General features: G+C 31.0%; 13 protein-coding genes and 3 tRNA genes. 2 read left to right on the plus strand and 14 right to left on the minus strand.

Features of this window, described 5'->3' with window-relative positions; translation table 11 throughout:
• Nucleotides 1-63 precede the first annotated feature (63 nt).
• The gene (gene ybeY, locus JK145_RS01325) at nt 64-525 is read right to left on the minus strand and encodes an rRNA maturation RNase YbeY (protein WP_220665062.1); all 462 of its coding nucleotides are present in this window, start codon (nt 523-525) and stop codon (nt 64-66) included.
• A 548-nt stretch (nt 526-1,073) separates the two neighbouring features.
• The gene (miaB, locus tag JK145_RS01330; RefSeq protein WP_220665063.1) at nt 1,074-2,450 is read right to left on the minus strand and encodes a tRNA (N6-isopentenyl adenosine(37)-C2)-methylthiotransferase MiaB; all 1,377 of its coding nucleotides are present in this window, start codon (nt 2,448-2,450) and stop codon (nt 1,074-1,076) included.
• Nucleotides 2,451-2,633: 183 nt separating this feature from the next.
• Here miaB and JK145_RS01335 point away from each other — a divergent pair, with 183 nt between their 5' ends.
• A complete protein-coding gene (locus JK145_RS01335; protein ID WP_220665064.1) occupies nt 2,634-3,824 on the plus strand; it encodes an FAD-dependent monooxygenase in 1,191 nt (396 codons plus the stop codon).
• A gap of 388 nt (nt 3,825-4,212) precedes the next feature.
• On the opposite strand, the gene JK145_RS01340 is transcribed toward JK145_RS01335, so the two are convergent.
• The 4 genes from JK145_RS01340 to gpmA all read right to left on the minus strand — a co-directional run bounded on the left by JK145_RS01340 (nt 4,213) and on the right by gpmA (nt 6,148).
• Nucleotides 4,213-4,286: transfer RNA gene (locus JK145_RS01340), tRNA-Gln, on the minus strand.
• A gap of 27 nt (nt 4,287-4,313) precedes the next feature.
• Nucleotides 4,314-4,397, minus strand: a tRNA-Leu gene (locus tag JK145_RS01345).
• Nucleotides 4,398-4,410: 13 nt separating this feature from the next.
• Nucleotides 4,411-4,485 (minus strand) — tRNA-Met (locus JK145_RS01350).
• A gap of 931 nt (nt 4,486-5,416) precedes the next feature.
• Nucleotides 5,417-6,148 (minus strand): 2,3-diphosphoglycerate-dependent phosphoglycerate mutase, encoded by a 732-nt coding sequence (gene gpmA / locus JK145_RS01355; RefSeq protein ID WP_220665065.1) that lies wholly within the window; start codon nt 6,146-6,148, stop codon nt 5,417-5,419.
• Between the two features lie 515 nt (nt 6,149-6,663).
• Between gpmA and ddlA the strand changes: the two genes are divergently transcribed.
• Nucleotides 6,664-7,803: a D-alanine--D-alanine ligase gene (gene ddlA / locus JK145_RS01360; protein WP_220665066.1), complete on the plus strand. Its 1,140-nt coding sequence runs from the start codon at nt 6,664-6,666 to the stop codon at nt 7,801-7,803.
• 178 nt (nt 7,804-7,981) lie between these two features.
• On the opposite strand, the gene glnS is transcribed toward ddlA, so the two are convergent.
• The 8 genes from glnS to tolQ all read right to left on the minus strand — a co-directional run bounded on the left by glnS (nt 7,982) and on the right by tolQ (nt 16,669).
• Nucleotides 7,982-9,661 (minus strand): glutamine--tRNA ligase, encoded by a 1,680-nt coding sequence (gene glnS, locus JK145_RS01365; RefSeq protein ID WP_220665067.1) that lies wholly within the window; start codon nt 9,659-9,661, stop codon nt 7,982-7,984.
• Nucleotides 9,662-10,466: 805 nt separating this feature from the next.
• Nucleotides 10,467-11,531, minus strand: coding sequence for a quinolinate synthase NadA (nadA, locus tag JK145_RS01370; RefSeq protein ID WP_220665068.1), 1,065 nt, complete (start codon nt 11,529-11,531; stop codon nt 10,467-10,469).
• Nucleotides 11,532-11,829: 298 nt separating this feature from the next.
• Nucleotides 11,830-12,630, minus strand: coding sequence for a tol-pal system protein YbgF (gene ybgF / locus JK145_RS01375; RefSeq protein ID WP_220665069.1), 801 nt, complete (start codon nt 12,628-12,630; stop codon nt 11,830-11,832).
• Nucleotides 12,631-12,653: 23 nt separating this feature from the next.
• Nucleotides 12,654-13,142, minus strand: a complete 489-nt coding sequence (pal, locus tag JK145_RS01380) for a peptidoglycan-associated lipoprotein Pal (RefSeq protein WP_220665070.1) — start codon at nt 13,140-13,142, stop codon at nt 12,654-12,656.
• A 40-nt stretch (nt 13,143-13,182) separates the two neighbouring features.
• Nucleotides 13,183-14,496: a Tol-Pal system beta propeller repeat protein TolB gene (tolB, locus tag JK145_RS01385; RefSeq protein ID WP_220665071.1), complete on the minus strand. Its 1,314-nt coding sequence runs from the start codon at nt 14,494-14,496 to the stop codon at nt 13,183-13,185.
• Between the two features lie 151 nt (nt 14,497-14,647).
• On the minus strand, nt 14,648-15,496 hold the full coding sequence (gene tolA / locus JK145_RS03030; RefSeq protein ID WP_220665072.1) for a cell envelope integrity protein TolA: 849 nt from the start codon (nt 15,494-15,496) through the stop codon (nt 14,648-14,650).
• A 55-nt stretch (nt 15,497-15,551) separates the two neighbouring features.
• Entirely contained in the window at nt 15,552-15,983 is a 432-nt protein-coding gene (locus tag JK145_RS01395; protein ID WP_220665073.1) for a biopolymer transporter ExbD, read from the minus strand.
• A gap of 2 nt (nt 15,984-15,985) precedes the next feature.
• Complete coding sequence (gene tolQ, locus JK145_RS01400) at nt 15,986-16,669, minus strand: protein TolQ (protein ID WP_220665074.1); 684 nt, start codon at nt 16,667-16,669, stop codon at nt 15,986-15,988.
• Between the last annotated feature and the right edge of the window lie 683 nt (nt 16,670-17,352).

A 17,352-nucleotide genomic window follows, 5' to 3' on the forward strand; every position in this document is an offset into this window, starting at 1 on the left:
CATTGCTTTTTTGATATTCAGCACTGTAACATTAAATTCATTTCAAAAGGTCAGAATTACTGTTTAATACGGATTTAAATAACCGAGTTTATGCATTATCTTAATTTCCAATGACTCCATCGTCAGAACCTCTCTATCTAAAATATGGTTAAACCCTAACAGATGTAATGAACCATGGATTGTCATATGTGCCCAATGTGACTCTAATTTTTTTTTCTGCTGCCTTGCTTCAAATTCTACCACTTGTCGACAAATTACTAAATCTCCTAGTAAAGAGGATTTTATTTCAGGTGGAGCTGTAAAATGAAAGGAAAGCACATTAGTTGGTTGATTTTTTCCTAGATAAATCATAGCTAATATACGGCTTTCTGCTTTGTCTACTATTCGAACGGTAATTTCTTTACTATTTTTCTGATGATAACATGATGACACCGCGCATTGTACCCAACGTAAGAAATCTTTCTTTTTTGGAAGTCCTTGTTTTTTTTTACAAGCTAACTGCAAATTAAGCACTATGCTTCTCATAATTTCTATTTCGTTAGAAATAAGTAAATAAAAGAAGATTAATAAATTAATATTCTATCAGAAGTCTATGAAATATAGCTTTTTTAAGCTTAAAAAAATTGATAAAATTTATTTATTTTCATTTTTTCAAAAAAACTTCTTCTTTATTTTATGGTTTACCTAAATAAAGAGGCTTCAAACATTGAATTTGCTTAATAAATTTTTTTATAAATTAATTTTTTTTTAAAACAAAAAATTTTCGGAAAATACATAAAAACTTTTTGTCTTTTAATTGAAAAACTTGTTTTAAAGACCGCTTTTTTTAAAGCGTGAATTTTAATTAATTTCGATTAATTTTGGTTTTTTTTATGCTGTATCCTTTGTTTGTTTATTATCATCAAAAGTCGCTAAAACTTAGAAAGTTATAATTTAAAAACCATCTTTAAGTTTTTTCCAAAATAACCTTTTGAGAAGGTCTTACCGTTTAACTATTTCCATAATGACATTTTAAATATTTTATTTTTGCTTGCAAGTTGTTGCAGTTTAGATAACTAAAAATAATCAATGAGTTAACTGGACATGTGGCATTTATTGTTTTCATGTAATTTTATCTGATCTTCTGTTTTTAACAGCAGACCACGAAGAAAATGTGAATGAACATCAATAATTTTTACATCAACAAACGTTCCTATTGTGGTTGGTAGACCTTTAAAATTAACTATCCGATTGGTCTCAGTCCTACCAAAAAGCTCCATTATATTTTTACGAGATACGCCTTCAACAAGAATACGTTGTGTTGTTCCTTGCATACGACGACTATGCTGCATAGTCTGCTGATTTATACGTTCTTGCAACATGTACAGTCTCTGTTTTTTTTCTTCTTCGCTAGTATCATCTAGCATATTTGCAGCTGGTGTTCCAGGACGAGGAGAATAAAGAAAACTGAAACTCATATCAAAATTCATATCGATAATAAATTGCATCGTTTTTTCAAAATCCTGTTTAGTTTCTCCAGGAAAACCAACAATAAAATCAGAACTGATGTGAATATTTGGACGCACCTTTCTCAATCGATCAATTATTGACTTATATTCAGAAACAGTATGAGAACGCTTCATCATCGTTAAGATACGATCAGAACCACTTTGGACTGGTAAGTGCAAAAAATTAACTAATTCAGTTGTATCACGATAAACTTCAATAATTTCATTAGTAAATTCTGTAGGATGACTAGTAATATAACGTATTCGATCAATACCATCGATAGATGCTACGAATCGTATTAACTCAGAGAAAGAACACAAACTACCATCATGATTAGTACCGCAATATGCATTAACATTTTGTCCTAGTAATGTAACTTCACGCACACCTTGTTTTGCAAGTTGAGTTATTTCAGATAAAATATCTTCACATGGCCGGCTAATTTCCTCCCCACGAGTGAAAGGTATAATACAGAAACTACAATATTTATCACAGCCTTCCATAACAGATACAAAAGCAGTTGGTCCTGTTGCCCGGGGTTTCGGAAAAAAGTCAAATTTTTCAAATTTTGGAAAACTGACATCAATCACAGGATTTCTAGTTTGATAGACCTGATCAAGCATTTTCGGAAGTCGATGTAATGTTTGTGGTCCAAAAATTATATTTACGTAATTGGCCCGCTCGTAAATATAAGCACCTTCCTGTGAAGCTACGCATCCTCCGACACCAATTATTATTTCTGGTCTTTTTTTAATTAATTTTTTCCATCGTCCTAATTGATGAAATACTTTTTCTTGTGCTTTTTCTCGAACAGAACAAGTGTTAAGTAATAAAATATTTGCTTCTTCAGGGTTTTCTGTCAGTTGATAATTATGAGTATTGTTTAATAGACTAACTATCTTAGATGAATCGTATTCATTCATCTGACAACCCCAAGTTTTGATATAAAGTTTTTTATTCATAGTTTTAAAATATTCCAATGTAGGTTTAAATGTAAAGCTGATCAAATCAAACATACTCTCTTCATTTGGAATGCTGTTTTATAGTTATTAGTTTATTTATTTAATAAGTTTTATAAAAAACATAAATATTTTATATTAATTTTTTATATAAGAGATAGTAGGAATAAAAAGAAAGTAAAAATAATGAAAAACAATAATGCAGATTATGACATAGCCGTAGTTGGAGGTGGGATGATAGGATCATCTTTAGCGTTAATGTTAGCTCAAGCAGGATTTCAGATGTTGCTAATAGATCCAACAGAACCGTTAGTATCCATTGAAAATGGCAAATTACCGGACTTAAGAGTATCCGCAATTAATCATGCTTCCATTTCACTTTTGCGTTGCATCAATGTATGGCATCGTATTGATGATCGTTTTATTACTCCATACGATCAATTAGAAGTTTGGGAATGGCCTATTTCAAAATTAGTATTCAATGCGTCTTATTTTAATCTACCAGAACTTGGTTTTATGGTTGAGAATTGGCGAATTAGGCAAGCCTTGTGGAAAGGTTTCGAAGACTGTAGTACATTAACAGTATGTTGTCCATCTTCATTAGTTACAATGATTCGAGAAGGCAACTTATGGCGTCTAATGCTTAATGATCATAGTAGCGTTACAAGCAAAATTGTAATTGGAGCAGATGGAGAAAACTCTTTAGTGCGCCAAAAGGCTGGCATTGTAGTTAATGGATGGGAATATCGCCAGTCTTGTCTTTTGTTTACCATAGAAATGAATTCTTCTAATAAAAAAAAAAATATAACTTGGCAAATATTTCATCCTTCTGGACCAAGGGCATTTTTACCTCTTTATGGATCATGGGCATCACTAGTTTGGTATGATAGTGTTGCAAACATACGCAAATTAGAAGCGCTTTCTTTATCAGAATTAACACATGCGGTAAAAACAGCTTTCCCAACACATCTTGGTGCTTTTTCTTTGCATAAAGCAAAGTCGTTTTCTTTAGTCTATCGGCATATCAATAACTATGTTACGTCAGGAGTAGCGTTAGTTGGAGATGCTGCACATACCGTCAATCCTCTTGCTGGTCAAGGGGCCAATCTTGGATTTCTTGATGTTAAGACCTTAGCAGAGATTTTAATTTCCGCTCTTAATCGAGGTGAAAATTGGGATAAAGAAATGGTACTAAAACGTTATCAAAAAAAAAGACAGTGCAGTAATTTTCTAATGCAAACGGGGATAAATCTATTGTATGTAATGTTTAGTAATGATTTGTTACCGATAGTGATAACGCGTAATTTTGGATTAATGCTTATGCAAAAAACTAACATACTTAAGCGGTTTGCTGTACGTTATATGCAAGGATTATAATGTTCTCTTTTTAAAAAGAACCAAAAGAAATCAATTTTTTCCTAAAAATTCTCCATTTTTAATTTTTAAATTCTTTAACGAAAGAAATATTAAAAATCGACCATCTAAATTAGAAACGAACGAGTTGTGATCTATATTTAAACTTAATTTCTACGTCTAGAATAGCTTTCGAAACAGAAAGAATCAAATAAATTTGTAAAATTTATTTATCTAATACATCAATTAAAAAATAAATATTTCTTCTTTTAAAGAAGACAATTAAAAATAAATAATGTTTTTATATGTTTACTGAGGCACCAGGATTCGAACCTGGGCATGGCGGGATCAAAACCCGCTGCCTTAAATTTTTATACTGATTTCTTTAAAAAGAAAACTTTTTAGATTTTAACTGGGGCACCAGGATTCGAACCTGGGCATGGCGGGATCAAAACCCGCTGCCTTAAACCACTTGGCTATACCCCATCTTTATAATAAAAGATAAAAAAAGTATACGGGAGGCGAGATTTGAACTCGCACATCTTCCGATGCCAGAACCTAAATCTGGTGCGTCTACCAATTTTTCGCCACTCCCGCAAAATTTTTTCAATGGCTACGACGGGATTCGAACCTGTGTCCTCAGCATTATGAGTGCTGCGCTCTAAACCGACTGAGCTACGTAGCCATATTTTCCTTATCCAAAGGAATCTAATAAACCTATCTTATGAGATTTTTTTATTTCAGTCAACTTACAGTGTTTTTAAAGCAGCTATTTTCATATCAGTAATAGAATATAATGATCACCCTTAATAGAAAAAGACCGTTCAATAATTAAATATTCATTCTAGATTTTATAATTCTTGAGTAAACATATTCATACTTTTTATACTTAATTTTAATCAGTGTTTTTCTTAATTTTACCTTAATAATTATTAAACAAATAGAGTATTCGCTAATTTTTTAATTATTAGGATTTTAAATGCTATTCAAGGACTCTTAATATATTCTAAAATAGAAATTTTTATTTAATAACATTATTTGAATAGTTATTAAATAATTTCTTGATTTTAATTTATCTAAATCGATGGTCTAAAATAGACACTGTTAGGACAGGCTTATCCTTGGATGAAATTTTTTTTGATTATTAATATTTCCTTATTAAGGATTAATCGTTATAAAACAAACAAGTTTCTAATTTCATTAGAATTTATTTGTCTTCCTTCTTTTGAAAGACTCCAGTGCAGTTTTATTGAAGATAGACTTATATGATACGTTTATTATCTTAATCTTTATTAATATGGAAAGATCAATAACTATTATATTTCTTTATTTATGAAACTGAATATCTTATGCATCTTTCTTCTAAAGAAAGTTTTAGTTCAAAATTAATATATCTTTTGAAAAATTCAAATAAAGTCAGTTTTTGCTGAAGCTCTAGTACACTAAAAATGTAAGTAATTCTAAATTCGTTTAATGAAAAAAACTTTTGTCTTAAAGAGGAAGAGCTATCTCTAAATAGAAAATATAACGTATTGTTTTTTTGTTATTAAACGTACAATCTTCTCTTCAAAAGAGACGTATTTTTGTTTACTAAATTATAAAATATTTTCTTAAATTTAAATCAGTAATGGTTTTTTAGAAACCTTATCAGAATAAATCAAAAAGTAACAGTCGCAAGGTTTCATATTATCATCAAACTCGTATATTATTGGAACAGCTGTTGGAATATTTAACTCTGAGATACTTTGTTCACTTACATTATCCAAAATCTTTACTATTACACGTATAGAGTTGCCATGGGCAACAATGATAATGCGTTTACCTGCACTTATATGAGGGAAGATAGTCTTCTCCCAGAAGGGAAGAATGCGATCAAAAGTCAATTTTAGACTTTCACCTGTGGGTAACTCATTAGTACACACATCGGTATAACGAACATCATGGCCGGGAAATCGTTCATCTTCACATGTAATTTTCGGTGGTGTAACTGTAAAACTACGTCGCCATTTTTTTACTTGTTCATTGCCATATTTTTCCGCAGTTTCTAATTTACTAAGTCCTTGCAGTGCTCCGTAATGGCGTTCGTTTAAACGCCAAGATTTCTCCACTGATAGCCAGGCTTGATCTAACTCGTCTAGAATGCCCCATAGGGAATGGATAGCACGTTTCAACATCGAAGTATAAGAAAAGTCAAAGGAATAACCTGCTAATTTTAATATTTTTCCTGCCGTTTTTGCTTCTGCATATCCTTTTTCAGATAAATCAATATCACTCCATCCAGTAAAACGATTTTCTTTGTTCCACTTACTTTCACCATGACGTATTAGAACTAATTTATTTATAGCCATAATATAAATCTCTTTTTTTTAAGTTCTTAAAAATTTTTCATGAATTATTAATAAATAAACTATTAGTTAATAATTGTATTGTGCTTGATAATTTTATAGACTCATATTGAGCTAATTTAATTAGCAACCCCACTCTTCTCCAGAGAAAGACCCCTTCTACTAAATTATAACTTACTCGTAAATAAAATATATCAAAAAATTAGATTTTTTGTTAATAATCTAGTTTAAACGCACAATAAAACGTTTTTAACGAACAAGAAAACAGGCTAAATTTTAATTTAGAAATTTTTCTATAGAAAAATGTGCCATTAAGCAAAAAGCCTTGTTTTTGAATAAAAAATTTGTAAGTAACTTGCTTAAATAAATTAATTTCATTAAAGTAGATTTTTGATTTTTTCGTTAAATTTTTTTGCAGTTTTTTGTTAAATCTTGATAGAAAATAGTTTCTATCTTATTCCCACGATATTGTAAAACTTAATATCTAAATTTTAGAAATTTTTTGATATTCGACATCAATGTATTTTGACAAAAATATAAAAACAAAAAAAAAACGAATAGCAGTGTTGTTTGGAGGTCAATCTACCGAACATGAGATATCATTGCGTTCATCAATTAATGTCATTCAGGCTATCAGTCAAAGAAAATATGACCTGACTCTTATTGGGGTAGATAAAAGTGGACGCTGGATATTATACAATAATCAGGATTGTCTACTTAATGCTAATAATCCTTCCTCCATTTGTTTGTTACCCATTAGTCGTTATCTAGCAGTAGTACCGGGTTATTTAAAGCCACAATTGATTGATATAAGTAGTGGTCTACCTTTACCATTGATTGATGTCATTTTTCCAGTGTTACACGGTGGAAACGGTGAAAATGGATCAGTACAAGGACTTTTACAATTACTCAATATTCCTTTTATCGGATCAAGTGTATTAGGTTCGGCGATATGTATGGATAAAGATATGACTAAGCGTATTTTACGTGATGCTGGTATTCCAGTGACACCTTCAATAACCTTATTACGCTCAAATAATATAATGAAAAACATTAACGTTATTTTTGAAAAAATCGGAGGTTTACCACTTTTTATTAAACCAGCAAGCCAAGGTTCTTCTATTGGAGTAAGTAAAGTAATCAATCTAAATGACTTTAGAGAAGCAATATTGTTGGCTTTTCAATATGATACCAAAATTTTAATAGAGAAAGAAATAAATGGACGAGAAATCGAAGTTGCTATTTTAGGAAACGATCTTCCTGAAGTAAGTGTTTGTGGTGAAGTGTTCACTGGAGATACATTCTATACTTACAAAACTAAATATTTTGAGGAATTTAAAGCAGAATTGCCGGCAAAGATTCCAATACCTATTTCTAGATCCATCCAGGAAATAGCCAAAAAGGCATACTTAGCGCTTAATTGTAGCATAATGGCGCGTGTGGACTTCTTTTTAACAAGCCAGGGACAGATTTTTCTTAATGAGGTTAATACATTACCTGGCTTTACATCAATTAGTATGTATCCTAAATTATGGGAAGCAAGTGGATTAGATTTTACTCTATTGATGGATCGTTTGATTAGTTTAGCGTTAGCAAGAAACGTTACAACAAAGCCAAAGCTTCAAGTTAAAAAAGATAAATACAAGCTCCCTATTTAAATTTTATTCATTAAGTTTTAAATGATTTGCTTAATTGTTTCTTCTTTTTATCCTAGTTAGTTTTTAAAATTACTAGGAAATTAAAGGTACATGGACTTATGTTTAAAATAAATGAAAACATAATTCTAGCATATTTCGTTTATTTATTGCAATAAAAGAAAATGGCGAAAAATATTAATCATAATTTAGATTTTATAGTAGAGGTATGTCGTAATTCTACAGTACGATTAAACACTGGACGAGTGGACTTAAAAGCATGATAATTATCATCAACATAAAAGTAACCTTCTCGTTCAAATTGAATAGGTTGATTTAAATTAGTTTGTAACACACCAGGTTCAACAAAACCATGATAAATATTCAAGGAATTAGGATTTAGAGCAGAAATAAAATTTTTTACAGATGTCGGATTAGCTTCTTTAAATAGTTGCTCGTAAAGCCGAAATTCTGCTGAAATGCCATGAGTGGCCGAAACCCAGTGAATTACACCTCTCACCTTACGTCCATCCACAGGGTCTTTACCCAAAGTATCAGGATCATGGTGGCAAAAGATCGTAATAATTTCCCCTTTAGAATTTTTTTTGATACTTTCCGCCTTAATTACAAAAGAATTGCGTAATCGCACTTCATTCCCTAATGAAAGTCTTTTATATTGTACGTCCGCTATCTCGCGAAAATCAGAACGATCAATATAAATTTCACGACTAAATATAACTTGACGAGTCCCCATTTCTGATTTGTAAGGATGATTTGGTATTAAAATATTTTGTTCATGTCCTATTGGTAGACTTGTGATTACCAATAATACAGGATCGATTACAGCCATAATGCGTACTGCTTGATTGTTTAGATCATCTCGAACACAAGCTTCAAGCATAGCCATCTTAATGTTTTGATCTTGTTTTGTCACACCAATTCGTCGGCAAAATTCTCGAATTGAAGCAGCTGTATAACCACGACGTCGAAGTCCTGCAATAGTTAACATACGAGGATCATCCCAACCTTCTACAAGTTTTGCTGTTACTAAAAAATTTAACTTTCTTTTAGACATAACTGTATATTCTAAGTTAAGTCTAGAAAACTCATATTGTTTAGGACGAAAATTAATCGTGATGTTATCTAAAATCCAATCGTACAAACGACGATTTTCTTGGAACTCTAATGTACAAAGTGAATGGGTAATACCTTCTAGTGCATCAGAAATACAGTGAGCAAAATCGTACATTGGATAAATACACCATTTATCTCCCGTTTGATGATGATTAACAAATTTGATGCGATATAGAACTGGATCACGCAGTACCATAAGTGATGAAGCCATATTTATTTTTGCTCGTAAACAAACACTACCTTCTGAAAATTCACCTTTTCGCATTTTTTCAAATAAAAACCTGTTTTTTACAACGCTCTGATCTCGGTAGGGGCTATTTTTGCCTGGACTTTTCAATGTGCCGCGATAGTCGCGGATTTTATCTGCAGAAAGCTGGTCAACATAAGCTAGCCCTTTATCAATAAGTTCAAGCGCATAATTGTAAAATTTATCAAAATAATTAGAAGTATAACGAACTTCGCCATTCCAATTAAAACCTAGCCATTTTATATCTCGTTGAATAGCATTAATATATTCCATTTCCTCTTTTGCTGGATTAGTATCATCAAAACGAAGATTGCATTGACCATGATAATCTTGAGCTATTCCGAAGTTAAGACAAATTGATTTGACGTGACCGATATGTAAATAACCATTTGGTTCTGGAGAAAACCTGGTACGTATTAACTTATGTTTACCTGAATTAAGATCATTATTGACTATTTGGCGAATAAAATTCATTGGGTAAATTGTTTTATTTTGATTCATAATTAACATCCTTCTTCTCTTTATGAGAGAAGATACTCTAACGTTTAGAATTCCGATATATTTATATTAAAAAGTTTAATTTTATTTTTTTCAGAAATTTTATTAAAATCTTAGGATAAATTATAAAAAGTTATTATATCAATAACTCTTCTTCAATAAAAAAGAAAAAGGCATGAACTACAATAGCATTGTAATACTATTTAGAATGCGACGCCCAGTTTAGATGATTGTTATCTAATATAATTTAGCTGTACTTGTTTTGTTAGAAATTGAAATAAGTTACAGGTTATTGATTATCGCTTATTTGTTAAGTAAGTGATTTTATTAACTTTAGTAAGTCATCTGGAATGAAATTCAATGTTGAGAAATGTCACATTTTTGCTATAAAAACATCGAAATGCATTTGATGGCGATAGAATTAGTTATGTGAGATTTTGTTGGAGGAGCAAGCGATAGTTTTAGAAAATATAACAAGAAGCCGCAATAAAACTAAAACCATATATTATAAAAGATTTTACTTGTCTTTTTCATAAATTATTTTTTTTGAGCTATGGTACGTTTTGCTGTCAGAGATTTGTAAGAAATATTTTCGTTTAAAAAAATTATTTATGATGATTATAAATCAAATTATTTTAGTGTTTGCTTAAGTAAGCAAGCTATGCATTGCATTTCAAAAAAATTCTATTAATTGAAATTGAGGTATTTTGATTACTTCTATTTTCAATTTAACCCTTTCGGAAAATTAACTCTCGCGATATAAACTTTTTATCAAAAGATTAGGTAATTTTCTTCTTGAAGAAAGAGATCAGGTATGGATCTTATTTCTTTCAATATTTAGATTAGATGCGAATGATAACATGCGATTTAGAGGAACCAAAGCCTGTCGACATAATTCTTTGTCGACTAATATCTCATGCTCTTTTCCACCTTGATACAGTCCTGTAAAAATAGTCTTAAGGCCATTCATTCTCATCCATGGACATTGCGCGCAACTTCGACAAGAGGCTCCTTCTCCAGCAGTCGGAGCTTCCATTAGGATTTTTTCTGGGCACAATTGCGTCATCTTATAAAAGATACCTCGATCAGTAGCAACAATTATTCGTTGCTGTTTGATTATTTTAGCGGCTTGAATTAATTGGCTAGTAGAACCAACCACATCAGCTAAATCAATCACTTCTTGCGGAGATTCTGGATGCACCAATACAGCAGCGTCGGGATAAAGTTTTTTCATACGAAATAAGGCTTTTGCCTTGAATTCATTATGTACAATACATGAACCTTTCCAACAAAGCATATTTGCACCAGTCCGTTTTTGTACATAGTTTCCAAGATGTTGATCTGGTGCCCATATAATTTTTTTCCCTAAACTGTCAAGATAATCAATAAGCTCAACCGCGATACTAGAAGTAACTACCCAGTCGGCTCGCGCTTTCACTGCTGCAGAAGTATTTGCGTAAACTACTACAGTTCGCTCGGGGTGAGCATCACAGAATACATTAAATTCTTCTTTTGGACACCCTAAGTCAAGGGAACATTCTGCGTGAAGTGATGGCATCAGAACTGTTTTTTCAGGACTAAGAATTTTAGCGGTTTCTCCCATAAAACGAACACCGGCCACCAATAGAGTAGTAGCTGGATGCTTTTTTCCAAAGCGAGCCATCTCTAACGAGTCCGCTACACAACCTCCAGTTGCTTCAGCCAAAGCTTGCACTTTAGGATCAGTATAATAATGAGCTATAATGACCGCATTATTCGCGCTAAGTAAATGTTCAATTTCACTTCGCAAATTAATTTCTTCTTTTTCTGTTAAAGGTTCATTTTTAACTGAAAATACGTCAGTAGCACTAAAGTTATTCATTAATTCGTTCATGAGTTATTCTCTGTCACAGATTTTAAATAGACATTTAAATCTATCTAATTTTTAAGTTGAGGAAGATTACATATTTTATTACGCATATTATGCAATAATTATTATAATTAAGTTATCTTCTATACTTAATTGGAAACATTAAAAGTAAAATTTTCATAGTCATTCCCGTATTTAATGAAATTAGAAATTTTTGTCTTTAATTTAAAAATTAAGGAATAACAATGATCTAACATTATTAGATATATGCAATACTATCTTATCAATTGATAATTTTTACTCAAAATCCAGCATTTATGTATTAAAACAAATTAAGTAGCTTTTTTTTTGCTTTTCCAGCTGCTTCATTATTTGGATATAGATGACTAATTGTTTGATAGACCGCTCTTGCTTTTTCTGTTTGATTTTTTTCTTGCAAAATGACACCTATCTTAAATAATGCATCAGGCGCTTTGGACGAATTTGGATATTTTTTTGCAACTAAAGCAAAGTAATAAATCGCTTCATTTTTTTTCCCTTGATTATAATTAATTTGCCCAAGCCAATAATTCGTATTAGCTTGATAATTTGAATTAGGATAACGTTTATTAAAGTTAGTAAATGCATTGATAGCTTGGTCGTACTTTTTTTTTTCCAAAACTAACGCTACTGCCTTATCGTATTCATTTTTAATATTTGAAGTCGCACTAGTTAGGAATTTATTCTGGATTTTACTAATATTTTTAATATTAGTAGTTTTTTCTTGAGATCGATCATTTTTTAGCAGTGGGTCTGATATTAGATTTGTCAGATCATTTATCTGATTAAGAATTTTTTTCTGCTTGTCAATAATTTTTGATAGTTGATATTCTTCCTCTTGAATCTTTCCACGTAATGTGTCTATTTCAAATTGATTTTCAGAAGACTGTTTCTGAAGTTCAATTAATAATTGACTATGTGAAGCAGTAATATGCTCAATCCCCGCAAGCCGATCCGTGATAGATGCGAAATTAGAACTGTCATTAATCATGAGTTCAATATTACTGATCGATGCTCTAGAAAATGCAAAAAAAGGAATTATCATATTTATAATTAACAAAAATGCACCGTATGAGTATCTCATAAGGTTGTTTCTCGCTTTTATTTTCAATAAACTAATATGGCGCGACGATTCTTAGAGTAAGATAATTCATCATGACCAAATGTAATTGGTTTTTCTTTACCATAAGAGATAATAGTAATTTGTTGTGCAGAAACGCCTTTGCTTTGAAGATAAACTCTTAAAGAGTTAGCCCGACGCTCTCCTAAAGCAATATTATATTCTGGCGTACCGCGTTCATCTGCATGACCTTCAATAATTACTTTTTGGAAAGGATTTTTAATTAAAAAAACAGCCTGCTTATCAAGCAAGTGATAAAATTCAGGACGAATACAGTATTTATTTAAGTCAAAATAAACAATATTATTATTTTGATTTTCTTGTTTGAACAAAGATTTTTTAGCTTCTTCGAAAGAAGAAGCTTGATTTATCCCCATTTCACTCTTTGTTCTTTTGTAAGAACTACTACATGCGCTTATAATACTTAATAAGCCTGTTATAAGCACTAGCTGCTTTAATATTTTTTTTGATTGCATCTCCTTTTTGCTCCTAAGGTTATAAACCATTTCATGTATATTAAAAATATGGTGACCAAGTTGGAAACTTTCCTTGCCCATCGATTATGGGAAGACATGTTTGAAAACGCCCATCAGAAGAGATCAACCTTAACTTAGAACTTAACCCCTGGGAGGTACTATAAATAATCATTACTCCATTTGGAGATATGCTCGGTGTTTCGTCTAAAAATGTATTTGTTAAAATTTTAAAAATCCCTGTCTCTAAATCTAGTCTAGCAATATTTTGCATATCATTGTTATTATTAACCATAACTAAAAATTTTCCATCTAAACTAATATCTGCATTTTGATTTCTAGATCCAATCCAAGATAAACGTTGTGGTATACCATTATTGTTGATGTTAATTTTATAAATCTGCGGTGCGCCTCCTTGATCAGAAGTATATGCCAGTGTTTGACTATCAGGAAACCATTTTGGTTCTGTATTATTACTACGATCATGTGTTACTTGGTAAATTTTTTCAGATTCCAGATCCATGACATATAAATTTAGACTACCAGTTTTCGATAACGCGAAAGCAAGTTTTTTTCCATCTGGAGAAAAGGAAGGTGCACCATTGTGTTGTTGAAAACTTGCAACCTGACGAACAATTCCACTATCCAATGTTTGAATAACTAGAGCAGAACGTCCACTTTCAAAGGTGACGTAAGCGAGTTTATTTCCATCGGATGACCAAGATGGTGACATTAATGGTTGTGATGAAAGATGTACGGGTATTTGATTTTGGCCGTCATAATCAGCAACGCGAAGCTCATAAGGGTACCGCTCATTTTTCGTTTTGACTACGTAAGCAATACGTGTTCGAAAAGCTCCTTTAATCCCTGTCAGTTTTTCAAAAACTTCATCGCTAGTTGAATGCCCAGCATAACGAAGCCATTCACGTCTTACCTTGAATTCATTCTGCTCTAAAATAGAGCTACTAAGATGATTAGAAGTATCCACTAATTGATAAGATACAATATAACTGTTTTCAGAACTGGGATAAACTCTTCCTACTACTACAATATCGATTCCAATTGTCATCCAGTCTTTTGACTTAACCTCTGATGCAGTCGACGGATATTGTGGTAAATCAGCAACATCAAGAGGATTAAATTTTCCACTGTTACGGAGATCAGAGGCAATCACTTCACTAATGCATTCAGAATATCCTGACGTGTTATCTGTTTTTGTTTCCCATTTAAATGGGACAATTCCGATTGGACGTGCTAAATTTACTCCTTGAGTAATTTCAATATGGATTTCTGCTATGTTCTGCATAGAAATGCATAAAAATAGAAAACTTATTATGATTCTAATAATCTGTCTCATTTTACTTTCTACCTTGGTCTAATTAAGGATGATAATTTAGATCTATTTTAGTAATTCACCTTAATTAAGTTGTTATACTAAACTTTTATTACTCCTTGAGTAGGTCAATTGCCTACTTTATTTTCTAAAATATTTATAAACATAGTGATAATTATTTTAATTCATTGGCTTGGTCAGGCGAAAATCTGAGAGTAGCGTTTTTGAAAATTTCGTAAACTTCCATATTTGGTGGTTTTGGTATTGTTGCCATCTTTGCTGCTGATATTGCCGCTTGACACAATGCTGAATTAGCATTATTAGCAGTTTCGATAGAAATTAATGCTCCACTAGGAGCTAGTCTGATATATAAGTTACAAATTTCTCCATTGTATCTGGATGCGTCATAAAATTTGCTGCTAATAGCTTGAATAAGTCTTCTTTTATAAGAATTTATTTCCGGACTTTGTGATAATCTTTGTTGCTCATTATTTATTTTTTCAGTATAAAATTTAGTTTTTGGAACAACTTTGGCGCTAGTTAACTGATTCAACAAAGCATCTACTTCTTTAAATTGTTTAGCAAAATTCTTTTTTTGATTTTTTCCTACAATATTTTTTTTCATAACATTATCTCTCTTCTCGAGAAGTTGAGGTCCATTCGTTTTGCTAAGATTTTTTTCAGGCTCTTTTTTTAGATTTTTTTTTGAACCTTGTCCTACTAATTTTCTCTTCTGACAATTTTTCGTTTTTTGTTTGATTTGCTCTTCGTTGTGACATTGATATTTATGTTTAGAATCAATGTTTTTTTGTTGCAACTGGTGATGATTATATTCTTGTTGAATTATCGCATCAGAGTTAATTATTAAAGTCTCAATGGAATCTTTTTTTGTATTTATATCTATTTTTGATTTATTGCAAATAGAAAACCATATTAACGCAGTAATCAAAATACAATGTAATGTAATTGAAAAAATGACAGCGGGTAAAAACATACCGTACCGTGCAACAACTTTTGTTGACACACTCTTTTCCTAAGTAAAGAAATAATATTTTTACAATTGATTGTCAGAAAAAAAGCTAGGAATTGCTAGGTTTTGTCATTAAACTAACCGATTTTACACCGGCTTGATAAAGTAAATGTAACACCTTGACAACTTCTTCATAAGGAGCGTTCTTATCACCACCAATCAAAAACATCGTTTTTGGATTAGTTGTCAAATAGGTATGTACTTTAGCAATTATTTGTTTAGGTAGCAATTTTTCTTGACGATAATTCTCAATTATTAAACTAGACTTGCCATTTTTAGAAACTTCTATAATTATTAGTGGACCATAAAGGTTTCTAGCTATTTTGGAGTTGACTTTTTCTTCTGGTAGAGAAACATCAGTTATCTGGATAATACTTGGACTAGTTGCCATGAGCATTAATAACAATACTAATAATACATCAAGTAGTGGAACAACATTAATTTCATACTTGACTCCTCTACATAAGTATTTTCTATTCATATTTATCTCTCTTGAGAGGCATTACTAAAAAAAACTTGACGGTGTAGAATAGCAATAAACTCTTCTGTAAAATTAATATAATTTTTCTCAAGTTTATTAATACGTAAATTTAATCGATTGAAAGCTATGACTGATTGAATAGCGGAAAATAAGCCTACCGCAGTGGCGATTAGCGATTCCGCTATCCCTGGTGCAATCATCTGTAGCGTAGTCTGTTTTGCTGCACTAAACTCAGTAAACGTGTGCATAATTCCGCATACAGTACCAAGTAGTCCAATGTATGGACTTATAGAACTAATTATTCCAAGAAATGGAACATTAGTTTCCAATATCTCTAATTCACGATTCATTGAAATACGCATAGCTCTCGATGCTCCTTCTATCATGGCTTCAGGAGTGTGTTTATTAGTTTGATGTAGATACGTAAATTCCTTAAAACCAGCATAAAAAATTTGCTCTGGTCCAGTTAAGTTATTGCAACGTCTTAACATATCTTGATATAAGCAAGATAACTCAATACCAGACCAAAATTTATCTTCAAAATTTTCTATTTCATTTGCGATAGAAGTTAAAACATAAGAACGATGAATGGTAATTGCTAAAGACGCAACAGAAAAACATACTAGGATTAGTATAACAATTTTTGCTAAAAAGCTCGTCTTTAAGAACAAATCAAAAATACTCATGATAGTTTTTTTTGCATTCTTTTATTACAATATTCAAACATTAAGAAAATACAATTAAGAATAATTCTTGTATAGATCAGTAATTCATTGTGCCTATATTTTTACATAAAAGTCGTACATACCTATCAAAAGCTTAAATAGTTGTTTTTGCCTGCCTTTATGTAATTGTAAATTCAACGTAACATCCTCTTTTATAAGGAAATTTTTTTATAAAAAGTGAATAATAATTCAAATAAAAATACTGAAATCAGTAATTGCAGAAAGTTTTAAATATGCATTGTAAGATCGATATTAACTCGTTGATATTGATACAATGAAAAACACTCAATTTTTGAAAATGAAAAGTCAATACGATTTTTTATTGTGTTGATAAACATTTGTATGCTTTATGCTAAAGCACTTATTATCTAATATATCCTATATAATGCGCTATCTTAGTTTACATATTTTGGTAACTCTCTCTAAATACATCTTTAGAACATGATTAGTAAAAGTTAAGAAGTAATAATTAGGCGTTCTACAAGTTTAATGAATTTTTATTGCTTAAATGTACTTAATTTCTTAAATTCACTTACTTTTCTTAAACAGAATTTTCAAATTTAGTAATAATCTAATTTGAAACAATTATTTCTTGATATGTGAGATCACTTGTAAAAATAAGTTCTTGAGATAGTTTTGACATT

Source organism: Sodalis sp. CWE (assembly GCF_019646055.1).
Lineage (GTDB): Bacteria > Pseudomonadota > Gammaproteobacteria > Enterobacterales > Enterobacteriaceae > CWE.